14 protein-coding genes and 1 pseudogene are annotated in these 17,282 nt (G+C 66.8%); 9 read left to right on the forward strand and 6 right to left on the reverse strand.

The window, feature by feature from the left end:
* Window positions 1-288 precede the first annotated feature (288 nt).
* The 8 genes from ACH4U7_RS24930 to ACH4U7_RS24965 are packed head-to-tail and all read left to right on the forward strand — an operon-like array spanning window position 289 to window position 8,907.
* Window positions 289-657, forward strand: coding sequence for a hypothetical protein (locus ACH4U7_RS24930; RefSeq protein WP_398530046.1), 369 nt, complete (start codon window positions 289-291; stop codon window positions 655-657).
* A gap of 19 nt (window positions 658-676) precedes the next feature.
* Window positions 677-1,018, forward strand: coding sequence for a hypothetical protein (locus ACH4U7_RS24935; RefSeq protein WP_043487073.1), 342 nt, complete (start codon window positions 677-679; stop codon window positions 1,016-1,018).
* Between the two features lie 14 nt (window positions 1,019-1,032).
* Window positions 1,033-1,812 carry a hypothetical protein gene (locus ACH4U7_RS24940; protein ID WP_398530047.1) on the forward strand — a complete coding sequence of 260 codons (780 nt, stop codon included), beginning with the start codon at window positions 1,033-1,035 and terminating at the stop codon, window positions 1,810-1,812.
* Window positions 1,805-3,589 (forward strand): hypothetical protein, encoded by a 1,785-nt coding sequence (locus ACH4U7_RS24945; RefSeq protein ID WP_398530048.1) that lies wholly within the window; start codon window positions 1,805-1,807, stop codon window positions 3,587-3,589. Before ACH4U7_RS24940 ends, ACH4U7_RS24945 begins: the two co-directional genes overlap by 8 nt.
* A gap of 3 nt (window positions 3,590-3,592) precedes the next feature.
* A complete protein-coding gene (locus tag ACH4U7_RS24950; RefSeq protein WP_398530049.1) occupies window positions 3,593-5,125 on the forward strand; it encodes an SCO6880 family protein in 1,533 nt (510 codons plus the stop codon).
* Entirely contained in the window at window positions 5,125-6,678 is a 1,554-nt protein-coding gene (locus ACH4U7_RS24955) for a type VI secretion protein (RefSeq protein WP_398530050.1), read from the forward strand. Before ACH4U7_RS24950 ends, ACH4U7_RS24955 begins: the two co-directional genes overlap by 1 nt.
* Complete coding sequence (locus ACH4U7_RS24960) at window positions 6,678-8,408, forward strand: type IV secretory system conjugative DNA transfer family protein (RefSeq protein ID WP_398530051.1); 1,731 nt, start codon at window positions 6,678-6,680, stop codon at window positions 8,406-8,408. The genes ACH4U7_RS24955 and ACH4U7_RS24960 overlap by 1 nt, the downstream gene beginning before the upstream one ends.
* A complete protein-coding gene (locus tag ACH4U7_RS24965) occupies window positions 8,380-8,907 on the forward strand; it encodes a hypothetical protein (RefSeq protein WP_398530052.1) in 528 nt (175 codons plus the stop codon). The genes ACH4U7_RS24960 and ACH4U7_RS24965 overlap by 29 nt, the downstream gene beginning before the upstream one ends.
* A gap of 10 nt (window positions 8,908-8,917) precedes the next feature.
* Here ACH4U7_RS24965 and ACH4U7_RS24970 read toward each other — a convergent pair whose 3' ends face one another.
* From ACH4U7_RS24970 to ACH4U7_RS24980, 3 genes are read right to left on the reverse strand one after another with little or no spacing between them, the layout of a single operon-like run.
* Window positions 8,918-10,120 carry an amidase gene (locus ACH4U7_RS24970; RefSeq protein ID WP_398530053.1) on the reverse strand — a complete coding sequence of 401 codons (1,203 nt, stop codon included), beginning with the start codon at window positions 10,118-10,120 and terminating at the stop codon, window positions 8,918-8,920.
* The gene (locus ACH4U7_RS24975) at window positions 10,117-11,139 is read right to left on the reverse strand and encodes a tetrahydrofolate dehydrogenase/cyclohydrolase catalytic domain-containing protein (RefSeq protein ID WP_398530054.1); all 1,023 of its coding nucleotides are present in this window, start codon (window positions 11,137-11,139) and stop codon (window positions 10,117-10,119) included. The genes ACH4U7_RS24970 and ACH4U7_RS24975 overlap by 4 nt, the downstream gene beginning before the upstream one ends.
* Window positions 11,140-11,159: 20 nt before the next feature.
* Window positions 11,160-11,645 (reverse strand): hypothetical protein, encoded by a 486-nt coding sequence (locus tag ACH4U7_RS24980; RefSeq protein WP_398530055.1) that lies wholly within the window; start codon window positions 11,643-11,645, stop codon window positions 11,160-11,162.
* Window positions 11,646-12,215: 570 nt separating this feature from the next.
* On the opposite strand from ACH4U7_RS24980, the gene ACH4U7_RS24985 reads away from it, so the two are divergent.
* Window positions 12,216-13,358 carry a hypothetical protein gene (locus ACH4U7_RS24985; protein ID WP_398530056.1) on the forward strand — a complete coding sequence of 381 codons (1,143 nt, stop codon included), beginning with the start codon at window positions 12,216-12,218 and terminating at the stop codon, window positions 13,356-13,358.
* A gap of 9 nt (window positions 13,359-13,367) precedes the next feature.
* On the opposite strand, the gene ACH4U7_RS24990 is transcribed toward ACH4U7_RS24985, so the two are convergent.
* The 3 genes and pseudogenes from ACH4U7_RS24990 to ACH4U7_RS25000 all read right to left on the reverse strand — a co-directional run bounded on the left by ACH4U7_RS24990 (window position 13,368) and on the right by ACH4U7_RS25000 (window position 17,033).
* The gene (locus tag ACH4U7_RS24990) at window positions 13,368-14,564 is read right to left on the reverse strand and encodes a sensor histidine kinase (RefSeq protein ID WP_398530057.1); all 1,197 of its coding nucleotides are present in this window, start codon (window positions 14,562-14,564) and stop codon (window positions 13,368-13,370) included.
* A gap of 113 nt (window positions 14,565-14,677) precedes the next feature.
* A pseudogene (locus ACH4U7_RS24995) lies at window positions 14,678-15,337 on the reverse strand (response regulator); the annotation flags it as partial.
* 259 nt (window positions 15,338-15,596) lie between these two features.
* Entirely contained in the window at window positions 15,597-17,033 is a 1,437-nt protein-coding gene (locus tag ACH4U7_RS25000; protein ID WP_398530058.1) for a tetratricopeptide repeat protein, read from the reverse strand.
* Window positions 17,034-17,282 lie beyond the last annotated feature (249 nt).

The raw sequence follows: 17,282 nt of genomic DNA on the forward strand, positions 1-17,282 counted from the left end.
GTACTCACAGCAGCCTCCCGTTGCGATGGACCCGGCGGACGTAACTGGCAGGTTCTCACCGATCATCAGCAATGGAGTAGCGCACCTCTGAGACTGCCTCAGGAGCCTGCCGCGTGGTATCAACTTGCCGCAGGCGGCGGCTGGCAGTGTGTGGTGGCTGACACGTCACATCCAGTGGCACACGACATCGTCGCAGCACGGTGTGAAGGGAGGGACGGCATCACCTCGGCTTGGTGTGGGCTGCCCTTCTCTGTCCCGGTCTTCTGTGCGGCAGCCACAGGGGCGGGAGTGCAGGCACTTCAGACGATGGTGATGGCGGCCTCCGCTGAAGGCCTCCCATTGCAACGGTCTGTCATTGCTCTCGCGGCGATCAGCGAAGGGCGGCCACCGGCTTCCGTGAGGGCCGCGACGACGATGCTGCAGGACCGGGTGTCCGCAGTGGTGAACGTGCCGTTCGATTCGCATATCCGCACACACGGGCTGGCCGAGCCGACCCGGCTGAAGCATCGCACACTGGAGGCCGCAGCGGAGCTCGCCCGCGCTGTCTTGGCCTCGCTGCACAAGACGTGGGGTGAACCTCTGCCAGCTGCACCGGTTCCTGCCCCGGTTGCGCCCAGCGGCGACTCCACCCTCGTTCAACAGTCCGATCTTACTTAGTCAAGGGGTAAACCGCACCGTGAGTCAGCTGATGCATGCCATCAACAGCCTGGGTGAATTCATCGCAGCCAAGGACCCCAAGGACTCTGAAGACCCCATCGTTCCGGATTACGAGCCATCCGTTCCGGGGACCCTCCAGACGCCTACGGGGCAGGTCCTGGGCTGGGCGGCGGGAATCGGCTTGAGCATGGCGGTACTGGGTGGGCTTGTCGGTTGGGCCTGCGTGGCCATCGGACAGAACACCGAACGGGCTGGGCTTGCGGCGCGCGGTAAGCAGGGAATTCTCTGGAGTGTCATTTCAGGCATGGGTATCGGGGTGACCAGCGGTCTGGTCCTCGCCTTCTACAACATGACGCAGTGAAAGGTGCCACACCAGTGCACTACAACAGCAAAAAGGCGCGTGCGGCTCGTTTGCGGTTGCTCGGTATCGGCGTGCTGGTAGGTGCGGTGGTTGTCGGGGGCGGGGTTCTGGCGGTGACAAGCCTTGATGGTGACGACTCCAAGGCGAGCTCTCGCGCCAAGTCGACCCCGACACAGTCGGAGAAGACTGCCAGCCCGCGGCCCAGCTCCTCTGGTGGGGTTGAGGGCGACACCCCTGAGACAGCACCCAAGCTTCCGCTGTTGAAACCCCGCACGAGCAAGAACGGCATCGGAGTGGGCTTTGAACACTCGAGCTGGGGGGCTGAGTCCGCGGCCATCAGCTACATGCAGGACATGGACATCATCGACGATGTGCTCCTGCGCAAGCAGTTGGACACCATCACCTCGCGGGATTCCCGGGACTCCATTGACGAGCGCATCTCCGAAGTCCGCACGATCCGTGAGGCGGCTGGCCTGCCGCCGTCGGGCGGCGCGCCGGACCGTATTACCTTCTCTACTGTGGTCGAGGCGGTGCGTATCAGGAGGCTTGACGATGACGGCGACGTCGTCGAGGTGTGGATGGTTTACGACCGCTACGGCACGGTGCAGGGCAAGGGCGGTGACAGTAACCCGCTCAAGGACCAGCTCGACTGCCTCATCGTCAAATGGCAGGACGGAGACTGGAAGCTGACGGATGAGCCGAAGTACGTCAAGCTGAAGTCGAGTCCCAGCGCATATTTCCCCGACAGTAAGTTTGCTTTCAAGGACGGCTGGCAGGAGGTCGGGAGTGAATAGGGCTGCGGCCCGACTCGGCACGCTACTGGGTATTTTTCTGCTCCTCCTTGTCGCGGCCCCATCGACAGCATTGGCCAATGCAAAGCCCCCGGACCCACCCCCTGTGGAGTTCGGGAACAGGTGGGGAATCGACGAGAAGACGGGAGAGTACTGCGATACCACCGACCCGGATCCGAAGAAGCGCCAGAGATGTAAACCTGCGGAGGACTGCGAGCTCAAGGGACAGGTCTGCGACGGGAAAGGGGGTGATATCAAGGATGAGCTAAGGCGTATCAGGGAAATGAGGGACCAGGGCCCGGATTTTTTCAAGAAGGAAGGGGGATGGGATTGGGCGGAAAAGTGTGTGCGAGATGGAGAAGGAACTGCTTCTGAGTGTTACAGTAAGGCGTTGCGCAAGTTCGGCTTCAAGTTCAAGACCAAGAGACAGGGCCTCTTGGAATTTGTCGTCGATAAGGTGTCGGACGCTGCCGCAGACGCTCTCGAAGAGGCCGCGGCCAAGCTGGGGCAATCCGTCGTATGGCTCCTCCAGGAATTCGCGGTCGAGTTCAACGACGACTCGACCATCTCCCTGAACAAGACCGGCCTTGGTCTAATTCTCGGAGTTACGACCGCGATGTCTGCCTTGGTCGCAACGTTCCTGCTGCTGGTGCAGTTCGCCAAGCTGGCCGTGAGCCAGCGTGGCGGACCGTTGGTGACAGCTATCACAGGACTGGCCAAGTGGGGGGTGATTCTCGGCGTCTATCTCTTCGCCACACAGGTGGCACTCAACTGGTCGGACGCCTTTTCCACCGCCTTGGTCAACGAGACTTTCGCGGGTGGTGGTGAAGGCGAGGAGGACGCCACCAAGATCATGCAGCAGCGGCTGGGGGAAATGTTCTCCGGACTCATCGGTGGTGGCGGTAGTGCGTTGATCGCCAAGAGCGGCGTGGGAACGGTCAGCGCTGTGGGCTTCGTCATCGTGATCAGCATTCTGTGCATACTGGCCGTGGGCGCGTTGTGGGTGGAGATACTTATCCGACAGGCGGGGATCATAATCCTCGTGTCGGTCATGCCGATCGCTCTGGCAGGCCAGGTCGCTGATTCGACCCGGGAGTGGTGGCCCAAGGCCCGTGATGCGCTGATCGCGCTGATTCTCATGAAGCCCGCGATCGTCATCTGCTTCTCCATCGGTTTCGGCGTCATAAATCAGGGCGAGGGCGTCCGTAACGTTCTGGTCGGCTTGCTCATCTTCATCATCGCTGGGCTGTCATGGCCCACGCTGGCGAGGTTCATCACCTTCACCGGTAGTGGGGGAGGAAGCGGTACGGGCTCCGGGATGCTCAGTTCTGTCGGATCGAGCGTGTCCTCGATGTTCGGAGGTAATCAGTCCGCTCTCGGCGGCCCGGGAATGGCCGGAGGTGGGTCTGCGTACACCAAGGCGCTGGAGTCCGACAACGACAGAAGTGCAGGGGGCAGCGGATCCGGCCGCGGCTTCTGGTCAAAGGCCACGACGGGTAAGGGGTCCGGATCGACGGGCTCCAAGCTGAAGGCCAGTGTGGGGACCGGGCTGCAGTTGGCGGCTGTTGGAAAGGACACGCTGGAGAGCGCGACGGCGAACGTCGCGGCCTACGCCGGGCTCGGCCAAGGCTCCCCAGGCGGACGTCATGGCGTCACGCTTTCGCCGTCAGGTGACGGCGACGCAGCACCGGCGGCGCCGGAAGCGTCTCCTCCCAGGCCGATACCTTCCAGCCCCCCGGACAGCCCGCCACCCGCCCCGGCGCCCCGGAAGGAGAGCTGACCCATGTCGACGCCCTCAGCGGCCCCGTCAACTCACGGCGGGTGGCAAGCGGAGCGCTCCGGCTTCATGGGCAATCTCAGTGGTCTGGGGTTCGTCCTTGTAGCCACTGCCTCCCTCGTCGCCGTCGTCCCCATCTACATCCGTTCCTGGACCGCCGCATTCATCGCCTTGCCGGTGTCGGCTGTCCTCCTTCTCCTCGCTTTCGGACGGGTCCTGGGGCTCACCGCGAACGAATGGATCGTCCTCGCAGTAAGGCATCAAATTTCCGTGGCCACACGAAAGAACCTGTTCTTCTCCGGCTTGTTCGCTCCCCGTACGAAGGACGGGCGGCAGCCGATGGATCTGCCCGGCACTTTGGCGCGGCTGCATCTGCTGGAAGCGCCCGACGGGCTCGGCGGCAAGATCGGGGTCATGCACAACCCGATCGCTGGGACCTATACCGCGATCTGCCGAGTCACCTTCCCCGGCCTGGCTCTGATCGACACCGACCGGCAGGACTCCCGTGTCGCGGCGTGGGAGGCATTCCTGAGAGCCCAGTGCAAGGAGGACGGCGCCATCACTCGTATCTCAGTGCACCAGCGCAGCCTCCCCGATGACGGGACAGCGCTTCGGGCCTGGACCGAGCGGCACATCTCCCCCGACGCGCCGGCGGCTGCCGTGGAGGCGCTGGACGATCTCATGATGAGTGCGGGACCCGCCGCCACTACGCGCGAGACATATCTGTCGATCACCCTGTCCGCCTCCCGCGCTCGCCTGGCGATCAAGGGAGCCGGCGGTGGGCAGGTCGGGGCAGCCGCGGTCCTGGTACGCGAGATCCATGCGATGCAGCCCGCGATCAGCAGCGCGAGCCTGCAGATCGCGGAGTGGCTGACGCCGCGTGGGGTCGCCCAGGTCATCCGAACCGCTTACGATCCGGAGGCTCAGCCTGCCCTGGCCGGGCGCACCGCGTCCGCGGCCGATCCGGAATGGCAAGGCTCCGAGCCCGGAGTCGACCCGGACTTGGCAGGACCCGCGGCAGCGGAGACGAGCTGGGGCGTCTACCGGCACGACGGGGCCTGGACGGTCAGCTATCAGGTGCGGGGCCTGCCCAAGAGCGAGGTGTACGCCACGTTTCTCCAGCCGTTGCTCCGGCCGAGGCAGAACGCCCGCCGGTCGTTGAGCCTGATGTTTGAACCGATCGGCCCCTCAAAGGCCCGTACGGAATTGGCTCGCGACAAGGCCAAACGGGACGCGGCGCGTCAGCTACGGGCCAAGACCGGCCGGGCCGAGTCGGAGGACGAGCGCCGCGAGGCCATCGCCGCCCGAGAGCAGGACGCGGCGCGTGCCGCGGGCCACGGTGTCCTGCGTACCACCTGCTTGCTCGCCGTCACCGTCACGGCCCTGGACGAGCTGGAGACCGCATGCGCCGAGCTCCAAGCGGACGCCTCACAGGCAGGGCTCGAACTCCGGCGGTGCTGGGGCGCACAGGACGACGCCTTCACCATCGCGGCACTGCCCTTGGGACAAGGCCTGCCCGATCGTAGGGTGGGCATCTGATGGGGCTGTTGTTCAACCGCCGATCGGGCACCGACAACACGCTGAAATCCGAGTCTCTGTCGGATCTGCTCGACCCTGGGGACGAGAGGCCGGCGTCCCGCGATACCCAGCTCAGCGGTCGTGATCTGCGGCGGTCCCGCCTCCTCGAGGATCCCGAAGCCGCGATGCGTGTTGCTCCACGTAAGGGGTGGAACCAGCCATTCGCCGGACGTACGGCCTCACCGGCGAAGGCCGAGGTGTTTCGCGGCTCTTCCGAGCAGATCAGCGGCCTCTATCCCTTTCTCCACGCCGCCAGCATGCCGCCGATCGGGGTGTACATCGGCTGGGACGTCATGACCATGCAAGCCTTCTCGGCCCACCCGGCCGCCTGGGTTCGCGAGGGTCTGACAACCAACCCGAACGTGATGGTCACCGGCATCCCCGGCAGCGGTAAGAGCGCGCACATCAAGGCCCTGTGCTTCCGCATGATGGCACTGGGAGCCAGAACCCTCATCGCGGGCGATGTCAAAGGCGAGTACCAGGGGCTGTGCAACCACCTGGGGACCGAGCCTGTTCGGCTCGGTCCCGGCCTGCCAGGCCGGCTGAACCCCCTGGACGCCGGCCCGCTGGGCCACGACCTGGACAGGATCAGCAGCGGGGCGGAGCTCCAGGCCAGGCTCAAAGAGATCCATCGCCGCCGTTTGACCTTGCTCAAGGCGTTGTTGGAACTCCAGCTACGGCGCACGCTTCAACCCCAGGAGGAGGAGTGCCTCGATATCGCGCTGCGGGAGGTCACCGGTGAGCTGTACGGGCAGAGTCGGCTGCGCGTGCCAACCCTCCCCCTCGTCTACGAGAAGCTGAAGGACCCCACCGAGACCATGGCCCGTGAACTGCGGGTGCGCGGGGATGACGTGCAACTGGCGCGAGAGCAGATGACGTCGCTTCGGTCGGCACTCGGCGGAATGATCACAGGACACCTCGGCGGTCTGTTCGACGAGCAGACCTCGATCGGTCTGGACTGGGACGCGCCTATTCAATCCGTCGACATTTCCGCCCTGGAGCACTACGGGGACGAGACGGTGGCCATGGTCTTGACCTGTGTCTCTTCCTGGGCCCAGAGCGCGATCGACCGGCCGGGCGAGCGACCGTGGATCGTCGTACGGGACGAGCTGTGGCGGCAGATGCGCTCGGGAGGCGCAGCCATGGTGCGGAAGATCGATGCTGATCTCCGGCTGTCCCGGGCGACCGGAACAATTCAGCTCCTGGCCACGCACCGCCTGAGCGACTTCGAAGCGGTCGGTGCAGCGGGGTCGGAAGCTGTCGCCCTCGCCAAGGACTTGATCGCCTCCTGTGAAACCCGCATCCAGCTCGCGCAGGACACCAAGCCCCTCAACCTGACGCGTGAGGCGATCGGTTTGACGGACGCAGAGTGCCAGTTGATCGGCTCATGGGGAGCCGGCGAACGAGGCAGAGCGCTGTGGAAGGTCGGTCGGGGCGCCTCCCACGCGGTGCAGTTGATTCTCTCCCACACCGAGAAGCGATTGTTCGAAACGGATGAGCGGATGGTGGTGTGATGGCTCAGCCGACGAAATCAGGCGGCAGCGGCGCCCTGGACGACAGCACCTTCCTTGCCGCATGTGGGGCCGGCTTGGCTGTGGCGGTCGGCGGAGCCGCACTGCTGGCGGGACCTCTCGCAGCCCTCCTGACCGGCCGAGGCTGGGCGCATAGCAGCGACAGCGTTCCCGTCACCGTGCTCACCTCCCTGGTGCGCGGCCCAGCGGAGACATTCAGCCCTGCTCCGCCGGCGTGGGTGTTCTATTCGCTGTTCACGCTGCTGGTTGTCACCTTCCTCGCTCTGGCATTCAAGGCGGTTACGTTCGTCAACCGTCAAGGGCGCACGGGTGGGGCTCAGTGGGGTGGGGCCAAGACCGAGAGGAAACTGGCTGTCCCTCAGGACCCGCGCATGCGGCCGAACCGCATCACCGCAGGGCGGGGAGTCAGTACCAAGAGGATCGTGGCCGCGCAGCCGAATATCTCCGCCACTGTGTTTGGAGTGCCCGGCTCGTCCAAGACCACCGGTTTGGTTCTGCCGAACGCGCTTGAATGGCAAGGCCCCTTGGTAGTGACCACCACCAAGGCCGCTGATTTCGACGTCATCTACGCCCGCCGTCGCGAGCTCGGCCCAGTGTGGGTGATCGCCCCCGCGGGTATCCCTGGGCGGGAGACCCATCGCTGGTCGCCAGTGGACTACTGCTCCGACGCCAAGGCCGCCGATCGCATGGCCGCGTGGATGGCCGAGGCGTCCGCATCCAGTGACGACAAGCGTGCCGCCGCATGGATCGACCAGGCCCGTAACGTCCTGAAGGGCGTGCTTCTCGCGGCCAAACTCAGCGATGGTGGTATCAACGACATGCGCCGCTGGCTGTCCTTGGGCAAGGACGCGGTCGACCACGTCCGCGCGGTTCTCCTCGCGCATGGTTACAACGAAGTTGCCGACGACTACGCGTCTCCTTGGCTGCGCTTGCACGAGGACGGCATCGGCTCCATCCAGTTCACTCTCAATGTGTTGGCCCGGGTCTATGCCGACGAGGAAGTACGGGCTACCAGCGCCGCGACGGACTTCAGCGTGGAGGAGCTTCTCGACAACAACGGCACTGTTTGTCTGATCGCCTCTGAGGCAGACGCTGAGCGCTTCGCACCGCTGATCACCTCGATCATCGCATCGATCATCCATGGTGCGGAAACTCGTTACAACGCCACTGGGAAGCCACTGGATCCGTCGCTCGGGGTGATGGTCGACGAGGCCGGAAACATGTTGCGCTATCCACGGCTGCCGAACATCCTCACTACAGGCCGTGGGATGGGAATCGATGTCCTGACCGTCTGGCATGACCTGTCCCAGCTACGGGACCAGCTCGGCGCGCAGAAGGCCAACACTGTGCTGTCTGCCTCAGGACTGCGCATGCTGCTACCAGGATGCGGAGACCTGGAGACTCTCCGATACTTCTCCGGCCTCTACGGTCGGACCGAGACCATGCGCACCTCCCACGGTCGCTCTCGCGGCGAATACTCCACGACGTCATCACCCACCGAGACAGACCTTGCGCCGGTCCACTCGCTACAGCAACTCCCGGATTTCACCGCTATTGCCCAGTACTCCAACCTGCCGCCGATCAAGGTGAAAATGCGACTCACCTTCCGCGACAAGGACCTCAAGAAGCTGCTTTCTGCACGGACTCAGAGTCCGTCCGCAGCCGGCCCCTTGGAGACCGATAATGCCCGAATTTCCCGGAAATCCGCTTAACGACTCAGCGGCACTGTGGGTGGCAGAGCCGGAAGCGCCCGGGGGCGATGTACTGCCCAACGGCTGGGTGTGGGCTGCGATGCCCCCTGCCGAGCGGCGCATGAAGATGCGGGAGCTCGCCGGCTGGGTCAGCTGGCTGACCGCCACGTTCGAGCTGCACAATCGAATCCCGCCATGCTGGTACCGACACACGGCAGTCGTTGAACATCTCACGGCCTTGTACGCCGCGTGGGTGCGCAGTTACTGCACACCGACGGGGCACCGGGAGCTGGCGGAGGTCGAGTGGATCTCGATGCTGCACGCCTTTGCCCCCCATCTGCAGGTGGCGAGCTGCGCCACCGGCACTCACCAAGAGCCTCCGCCGCGCCCTGCGGTTCGCCCCGATGCGCAGGAGGCTTTCGAGACATACCTCATGAGCGCCGCATTCGGCACGGCTGAAGCCGTTCACCCTGCTGCCGACGAAGTCCTGCGGCGGAACAACAGCGAGCCCCAGTATTGAAACAGTGCTCCTAAGACGGCGGCTGGGCAGCGCCCATGGCCTCAGCGACGACAGCGACAGCCAGTAGATCCACTTCTCTGCCACGCCGAGCGACCAGGTGGAGTCCGACCGGTTCCCCCGACGCTGTAAAGCCTGCGGGAATGCTGATGGCCGGGTGTCCACTGATGTTGAAGGCCCAGGTCAGGGCCACACTCATCACTTCTCCCGGTCCTTCGTGGCCATGCGGCGCGCAGGGTGTGGTCGGGGTGGCTATGAGGTCAACCTGGGTGAAGATGCGATCGAGCTCGCTCTTGTTGGACTCCCTCGTCCGAACGGCGAGAGGCGTGTCCGTGGCGGCGGAGCTGCGCAGGCTTTGCCAACACTCTGCCGGATCGACCAGTTGCACTGAGGCTTCGTGGATCTGGACGGCCTGGGCATCGGCCAGGGCGTTGAGGAAGGCATACGCCGTCTCGGCGACGCGAGCCTTCGTATCGGCGAAGCCCAGGGTGGCCGACCAGGTAGTTCGCAAAGCCCGGAGCGGAGGTGCGAGACTGCCCAGCGTCGTCGTGCCCGCGAGCGCGTCCAGGTAGGCGGCAGCGTCTCTTACGTGGCGGGCCAGGGGGCCGCCCACGTTCAGGCCGGCCCGGTCACGGGCAGGTACGAGGCCGTTGGTGGGCTTGAACCCGATGATCCCGCACCAGGCCGCGGGAATGCGCACGGATCCGGCTCCGTCGCTCCCCGTGGCGAGGGGAACCATCTTCGCTGCGACCGCGACAGCCGAGCCGGCCGAGGACCCACCCGGCGTCCACGATGAGTTGAAGGGGTTGAGGGTCGGTCCGCGGTCCGTATGACCCCAGGTCTGCCAGCGGGTCCCGCGACCGGGAGTGGCTGTCGCGCCCACGGGGACGCAGCCCGCTTCGATGAGGCGGATCGATTGTGCGGATGTCGGTCCCTCTGTGCCTTTGACCGCCAGCGGCACCCCGGCGAGTGGGAGCCTCGCTCCGGCCCGTATCTGCCGGTCCACCGACTCCGCCCGTTCGGCGGCCAGTGATGGCCACAGCGCAGTGAACGCCCGCAACTCCTCGTCGTCGCGGTCGATCCGCGACAGGGCCGCAGACGCCGTCTCACGCGCTGACAAGCGGCCCGCGTTGACTTCGGTGGCCATCTCGTATGCGGTCAGTTCACCGTATTCGCCGACGCTGAGGCCGGTGAGCGGCGCATCGGGGAGGTTCATAGCGATCTCCCGCTCTGGCCCTGCCGTGGTGCGGGTTGCGGCAGACGCAGCCCCTGGGCGGGGGGAGCGGCTGGTGCGACACGCTGGCCGACACCCTGGGTCGGCACCGATGCACTGACTGCGGCGACCTGCGACTGAGTCAGGTAGGGGACCGGGGGTGAGGCCCACGACTTCAGGCCAGGGTCAACGTCCTGGCGGACGACGCGCTCCATGAGGACCGCCATCTCCACCGGGCCTACTCCACCGGGCACGGGCGTGATGCACTGCGGCACTGTTGTGGCAGATGGATGGATGTCTCCCGCCACCGTGCCGTCGGGGCGGGGCATGAACCCCGAGTCGACTACGACCCGATGGTGTGGATGAATGTGCTCTCGGGTGAGCAGGTGTGGCTGCCCCGTGGCGCTGACCACGATGTCGGCGTCGCGTAAAGCCCGCAGATCGTCCCCTGCGTCCAGTTCCTGTACCTGATGCCCTTGTGCGGCGAGTAGCCGTACCACTCCGCCACCGACGAAGCCCCGGGCGCCGACCACTGCGATGGTGGGGTTGTCGGAGGCAAACGGTGTAACCAGGCGGGTGATGCCGTCGGCTGTGGCACAGGCCGGCTGCAAAGACCGGTCCTCCAGCAGTCCGTCGATGTCCTTGGCCGGGGCGAGGTGCTGTACCAGCGGCGCGAGTTCGGGAGGGGGTGGGAACTGCACGATCACGGCCGAGGTAAGCGGATCTTCATTCAGCCTGCTCAGCCGGTCCGAGAATTCGGCATCGGACACAGTGGGAGCAAGAATCTGATGGTCGACTTCATACCCGAGGTGAGAGAAGGCCTTGACCTTCTGCTCGGCCGAAACTCTCGAAGCTTCCATGCGGAGCTTCCACGATGGTGAGTTATCGTCCGATGCAGAGAACCGGATGATCGCGACACGCCTTCCGGTTGATTCGACCGATTGTCGGTAATGGGAAAGGTTTTCGCGTACCGAACCGAGTAGAGCTGTGCCGGACAGGCGCCGCGTCGTTGGCAGGGACATCCTGGTTGATAGCCTTCTCGTTAGATCCGGACGGATTGGAGTTCGGTAAGCACCTCTGGCGCCGGGTGGAGTTGCAGGGGTGAAACTTGGTCACGCACCTCATCTGGAGTGAGGCGGTGATGGCCGCTCAAGTCGTCATGGAATCGCCCTTCGCGGTAAACCATGTCCACCCGGGTAAATGTCTCCGGAGCTCCGAAAGCGTCGGGCGAGGAGAACTCGCCATAGTGGGCGAACCACACCATGTCTTCGGGGGAAAGTGGGGCGTAGAGGCGCATCTTCTCCATGAACGCCTCGGCTACCCGCGCCATATCTCCGGTGATGCCGCGACTGTCTCGATTGCTGGAGATTTCGGACAGTACCGCAACCGCTGGAACGGGAGCGGGGCGGAGGATCAGCCGTGCCAGGCAGTGGGCTTCATCTCCGAACGTGTGTGGCCATCGCAGCAGCATTGCTACTCGCCGAGAATCGACAGCGTCGAGAACCAGCGTCTGTGTCTCTTTGGTCATCACGTGCTTCCTCGTGCGCGGGTGAAAAAAATCGTCTTCGGCCGTGTCTCGCGCTCTCCCCCCGGCGCGGCTTCATCCCGTGGAGATACTCACGGCAAACCGGGATCTGTCCCCTGGGTCTTCCTTGGCGCGCTGCCCATGCTACCCGCGCGCACCCTCGAACAGGCCCTGGGCGTATGGCGCGACGGTCGGCGAACGGGCAGCCCCGGACCGAGTCGGCTGTTAGCGTCTACCGTGCCGTGGTCTGATACGAGGCTTGTCGGTCACCTCGGCCGGTATGCCTTGCTGTGAGGGAGGGGGAGCCTGCGCGTGCGATTCATGAAGCAGGCGGTGTGCTTAGCGCTGGTGACGGGGCTACTCGCTGGGTGTGGTGGAGGTTCGGGCGACAGCGGTGAGCGGGAGCGACCGCCATCTCCTAAAGACGCGCATCCTGAGAAATCCCTCGCCAAGCTGTCTGTCCCCCCGGCTTATGACAGAACCAAGGGATGGGAAGAGACCCTCAACTGGGTCCCGAATCCCACGAAGTCGATACCTGTGACCGTAGCGGGGCGGGCGAACAACGTCGCGTATATGACCGTCGCGTCGAACGGCTACACCGTCCATGTGCGTGATGCCGAAACGGGGTCGATGCGCTGGTCCGGCAAGCCATGGAACCCTCCCTTTCCCATGGACGACGCGGAGGGGAACCCGGACACCGGGACTCCGGCCGAGATTCCAGACCTGACCGTTGTCAGCCAAGATGGGCGAGAATTCATCGTCGCCTGGGGACACGGAATGAAGGGGAAGGACGACCTTCATAACGGCAAAGAGGTCGTTCAACTTGCCATTTATCCCGTTCAGGGCTCCGGTCGCGCGGTCGTACCCTTGCGTGAAGTTTCCGTACCGGTGGATGACGGGAACGGTAGCCTGGCCGTTCGCGACGGCGGTGCGGGTCTTCTCATCACTTGGGGAGAGGGAATCACCCTCCATAACTATGCGGCCTCCGTGGATGTGGCCACAGGAAAAGTTACACAGCATGGCGATGCCGACGAACTGATGGCGCAATGCGACGAAGCGGCGTGCTATGGGAGTGAGGTTGAGGCGACGTCCACGCATGGTCCAGTCGTCGACATGGCCGCCGGGGGATTCGGAGTGCCCAACCGCTGGTTCAGTCTCGATGTCGCCCCGCAAGGTGCCTCGACTCGGCGGAGCCTGATGGGAGGCTGGAACGGGCGGGTGGAGGCTGCGGTCGGCGGGCATCTGGTCGCCCGCTGGGCCGCTGAGAGCGGAGAGGCGATCTGGGCGGTTCACGACGCTGAGACCGGGAAGGTTGAGGCGACCACGACGTGCTCCGTCGGCAGTCTGCGGCCGGATGAGGATCAGCCTGGCTACCCTGCGGTCGCTTCCCGGGATGGCCGCTACCTGGCGGCCGGTCCTCTGGCCTTCGACTTGCGGCAAAGGAGCGGCTTGTGCCTGGCTGGAGACGGGGATCGCAAAGAGGTGCTCCTTGCGTCGGTACGAGATGATGGAACCGCGTACGGTGTCGTCTCCGAAGGTGAAGAGGTCACCGACGATTCAACACAGACCAGGGTTCAGGTGTCACTGGCCACGGGGCGGCCGACGACGCTGGGCATTGATACGGAGGTCCCTATGGTTCCGCTGAAGGAATCCGCCCTCTTCTTGACACGGGACGAGAGCGATTTCGTACGCATCTCCGTCCTTCAGAACCGCTGACTCCACCAGTCATCCAGGTGTGGCACCAGTGCCAGGACTGCGCGGCGCGGGCCGGACTCCGGGCAGCCGGGCGCGTACGACGAAGCCGCCGTCGGGCAAGGGGCGCGCCTCCAGTGTGCCGCCGAGCAGTTGGGCGCGTTCGCGCAGGCCGATCAGGCCGTGGCCGCCGCCCGGCAGGCCGGGCGCGGCGGCCGTCGCGTCGGGCGCCCCGTTGCGCACCTCGACCCGCAGCTCCCGCACGGCCTTCTCATCGCCTTCCGTGCCACCGACCTCACTGACCCGGACCCGTACCCGCGCGCCCGGTGCGTGCTTGCGGACATTGGTCAACGCCTCCTGCACGATGCGGAACACCGCCCGTTCGACCGCCTCCGACTGCCCCAGGTCCTCCAACACCCCCTCCCCGTAGTCCGCCTCGTAGTCCACGTCCAGCGCGCTCAGCTCGATCAGCCGCGGCAGATCGGCCAGGCACGGCTGCGGGGTGAGCTCTTCCAGGTCGCCGCCCGCCGCGCGCAGTACGCCCACCATGTGGCGCAGCTCGTCCAGGGTGCGCACCGACAGCTCGCGGATCGTCCGGGCGCTCTCCCGCGCCTGGCTGTCCGCCGCGCTGATCTGCACCGCCCCGGCCTGGAGGCTGATGAGGCTGACCTGGTGGGCGACGACATCGTGCATCTCCCGGGCGAGGCGGGCCCGTTCGGTGCTCAGCACCTGCTGGGCCAGCAGCTCGTCGGCGTGGCGGCGGCTGTGTGTCAGGTCCGCGATACGGGCGGCCAGTTCGCCGCGGGTGCGCACCAGCAGGCCCAGTGCGATGGGGGCGACGGAGGTCACGGACGCGTCGATCAGCGTCAGGGTGTTCTCCCGGTACGCGGTCGGCTCGAAGTCCGAGACCGGCCACGGTACGAAGTGCGCGATGGCCAGCAGCAGCGCCGAGAACGCGAGCAGCCGGCGGTCGGGGCGGCGCGCGGCCACGGTGTACATCGCGATCATGGGCGCGAACCAGACGTAGCCGATGAGGATCCCCGGCAGCGTGGCCAGGAACACGGTCATCGGCAGCCGTCGGCGCAGCAGCAGCGCGGTGGCGGCGACCAGCGACACATTCAGCTCCAGGCCCAGCGTCACGCCGTTGACCAGCAGCGCGTCGGCCACCGCGAGGGCCATGGGGACGAGCAGTGACGCCCAGCGCAGCACGGGGGCGGTCATCGCGGTCATCGCGGCCCCCCGGGTGCCCCTGCCGTCCCGGGTGCACCGGCCGTCCCTGGCGCCCCTGCCGCCCCTGTTCTGCCTGGTCCCCCTGTTCTGCCTGGTCCCCCTGGTCCCCCTGGTCCCCCGGCCCACGGAGCGCCCGCCAGCAGCCCCGCCCGGTCGGCCACGATCGCCGCCTGCACCCGGTTGACCCCGCCCAACTTCGCCAGCAGCGCCCGCACATGATCCTTGACGGTGCTGGGCGCCAGCCCCATCCGCTCCGCGATCTGCGGATTGGCCAGCCCCTCCCCGAGGAGCGCCAGTACCTCCCGCTCGCGCGGCGTCAGCGCCTCGACCGCCGCCGAGGCCGTGGCCTCCGCCTCGGCCGCCAGATAGCCGCCGATCACGGCCCGGGTGACGCCCGGGTCCAGCACGCTGCCGCCCTGCGCCAGCGTCCGTACGGCCCCGACCAGCTGTTCCGGATCGGTGTCCTTGAGCAGAAACCCCGCGGCCCCCGCGCGCAGCGCGGCCGTGACGTACTCCTGCGCGTCGAAGGTGGTCAGCATGGCGACGGCCGGGGCGCGGTCCGCCTCCAACAGCCGTCTCAGCACGGTCAGCCCGTCCACATCGGGCATCCGGATGTCCAGGAGGACCACATCGGCCGCGCTGCTGTGCACCGCCGCCACCGCGTCGGCGCCGGAGCACTCCGCGACCACCTCGATATCCGGGGCAGTGCCCAGGATCAGCCGCAGTCCGGACCGTACGAGCGCTTCGTCGTCCACCACAGCCACACGGATCACCGGCCGCTCCCTCCCCTTGGCTGTCATGCTCATTGCCCGGACAGCCTGCCGCATGCGCGGTACGAAGTGGAGTGGCTACCTCCGTCCATCGGGGGGAGCACCCCCGCCGGTCGGCGGGGGTGACGGGAGACCAGGGGTGGATTCCCCGCCGGTCCGTTGCGGGGCACAGTGGTCCCACGCCGCGCCACCCCGCGGCCCAGGCCGCCGCGGCCCCCACACGCGGCGGCCTTTTTCTCTACCTCACACCGGTTTCTTCACCTCACACCGGCGGTTCCGCCGGGGCCGGGCCCAGGGTGGTGGTGCCGGGGGCCGCGCGGTGGCCCAGGCCCATGCGGTACGCGTCCATCGCCGCCTCCGCGCGGCCGGCGCGGCGCAGCAGATCGCCCAGCAGCCGGCACAGGTCGGCCAGATCACCCGCCGCGCCCGTCCGTTCCAGCAGGGACAGGGCCGCGCGGTAGTGCTCCTCCGCCGTCGCCGCGTCGCCGCGCTCCTCCGCGATCAGGCCGAGCAGCCGGTGTGCCCCGCCCGCGTGCACCGCGCCGGTCTCGGCGGTGAGCCCGGAAGCCGCACCGCCGTCTCCCGTCGCCCCGTCCTCTTCGGCTTCAGGTTCACCATCCCCCGTGGACCGCTTCAGCAGCGGCAGCAGCAGCGCCTCCGCCTCCGCCGTCCGCCCGCGCCGCCGCAGCACGTCCGCCAGCTCCACCTCCACCTGCACCACGTACAGCGCGGCCCGCTTGGACGCCAGCATGTCGCGCGCGACGCACAGTTCGCGCTCCGCCCGCTCCAGGTTGCCGTCCTGGGCGTGGACGTAGCCGCGCATCCAGTGGCAGTGGGCCAGGTCGGTGTGGATGCGCAGCTGCTCGTACAGCTCCTGCGCCTTGGCCAGCGAGGCGTCCGCCTCGGCGGTGCGGCCCTCGGCGATGAGCGTGCGGGCCACGCCGCGGTGCAGCCGGGCGATCAGCCCCGGGTCGTCCACGCTGGGGGCCAGCGCGAGCGCCAACTCGGCGGAGCGCGCGGCGCGGGCGTGCGCGCCCATGTCCATGTACGGGGCGATCGAGGCGGTGTAGAGCAGCAGCAGGGCGTTGGGGTCGTGCAGGCCCGAGGCGTTGAGCTCGTCGATGGCGCTCTCCAGGAGGTAGCAGGAGTAGCGCAGCTCGCCCGAGAGGAAGTGGGCCACGGCGCGTCCGCGGATGGCCGGGACCCGCCGGGGCAGCGGCTCGTCGGCCAGCAGCTGTTCGGCCGCCTCGTAGTGGGCGCGGGCCGCGGCGAGTTCGCCGGTCTCCTGTGCGCAGTCGCCGAGCCCCACCAGGGCCGTGGCCCGCTCGTCGCGGAAGCCGAGCCGCTCCGCCTCGGCCATCAGCTCCTCGAACAGCGCGGCCGCGTCCTTGGCGTCGCCGGTGGCCAGCGTCTTGCGGGCGTCGGTGAGCCCGGCGCGCAGCCGGACCGCGTCGCGCGGGTCGCGGCCCGTGGTCAGCTCCTCGTAGCTGATGCCGAGACGTGCGGCGAGATGCCGCAGCGCGGCTTCGGAGGGGCGTACTTTCCCGGACTCCAGCGTGGAGACATACGCGGCGGTGTAGGCGGGCTCGGCCAGCTGCCGCTGGGTGAGCCCCCGTTCCGTACGCAGCCGGAGCACCCGGCGTCCGATCTCCGCGGCTCCGTCCGCCGTTCGTACGTCCCCGGCGCTTCTCTCGCCCACCCTGCCCTCTTCTCCTCGGCGGCAACTTAATCACCGAGCTAAGTCCATTTACGCGAGGATTGAAACATGTCGAGGTGGTGGATCAAGGGCCGGTCGAGCAGGAGGCGGCGACCGTCCGTCGGCCAGGATCCTGGGGCCCACCGACCACCACTGCCCCCCTCCTCCCCCCTTCGACGTATTGCTCGACGATACGGCTCCCGACGCCGAACGGATCGCGATCGCACCCCGAAAACACAAGGTGAGACGACA

Source organism: Streptomyces sp. NPDC020845 (assembly GCF_044334165.1).
Taxonomy (GTDB): domain Bacteria; phylum Actinomycetota; class Actinomycetes; order Streptomycetales; family Streptomycetaceae; genus Streptomyces.

Coding starts and splice junctions, on each gene's coding strand:
- ACH4U7_RS24950 (WP_398530049.1), top strand. CDS start 3,593: ATGTCGACGCCCTCAGCGGCCCCGTCAACTCACGGCGGGTGGCAAGCG.
- ACH4U7_RS24955 (WP_398530050.1), top strand. CDS start 5,125: ATGGGGCTGTTGTTCAACCGCCGATCGGGCACCGACAACACGCTGAAA.
- ACH4U7_RS24960 (WP_398530051.1), top strand. CDS start 6,678: ATGGCTCAGCCGACGAAATCAGGCGGCAGCGGCGCCCTGGACGACAGC.
- ACH4U7_RS24965 (WP_398530052.1), top strand. CDS start 8,380: ATGCCCGAATTTCCCGGAAATCCGCTTAACGACTCAGCGGCACTGTGG.
- ACH4U7_RS24970 (WP_398530053.1), bottom strand. CDS start 10,120: ATGAACCTCCCCGATGCGCCGCTCACCGGCCTCAGCGTCGGCGAATAC.
- ACH4U7_RS24975 (WP_398530054.1), bottom strand. CDS start 11,139: ATGTCCCTGCCAACGACGCGGCGCCTGTCCGGCACAGCTCTACTCGGT.
- ACH4U7_RS24980 (WP_398530055.1), bottom strand. CDS start 11,645: ATGACCAAAGAGACACAGACGCTGGTTCTCGACGCTGTCGATTCTCGG.
- ACH4U7_RS24985 (WP_398530056.1), top strand. CDS start 12,216: ATGACCGTCGCGTCGAACGGCTACACCGTCCATGTGCGTGATGCCGAA.
- ACH4U7_RS24990 (WP_398530057.1), bottom strand. CDS start 14,564: ATGACCGCGATGACCGCCCCCGTGCTGCGCTGGGCGTCACTGCTCGTC.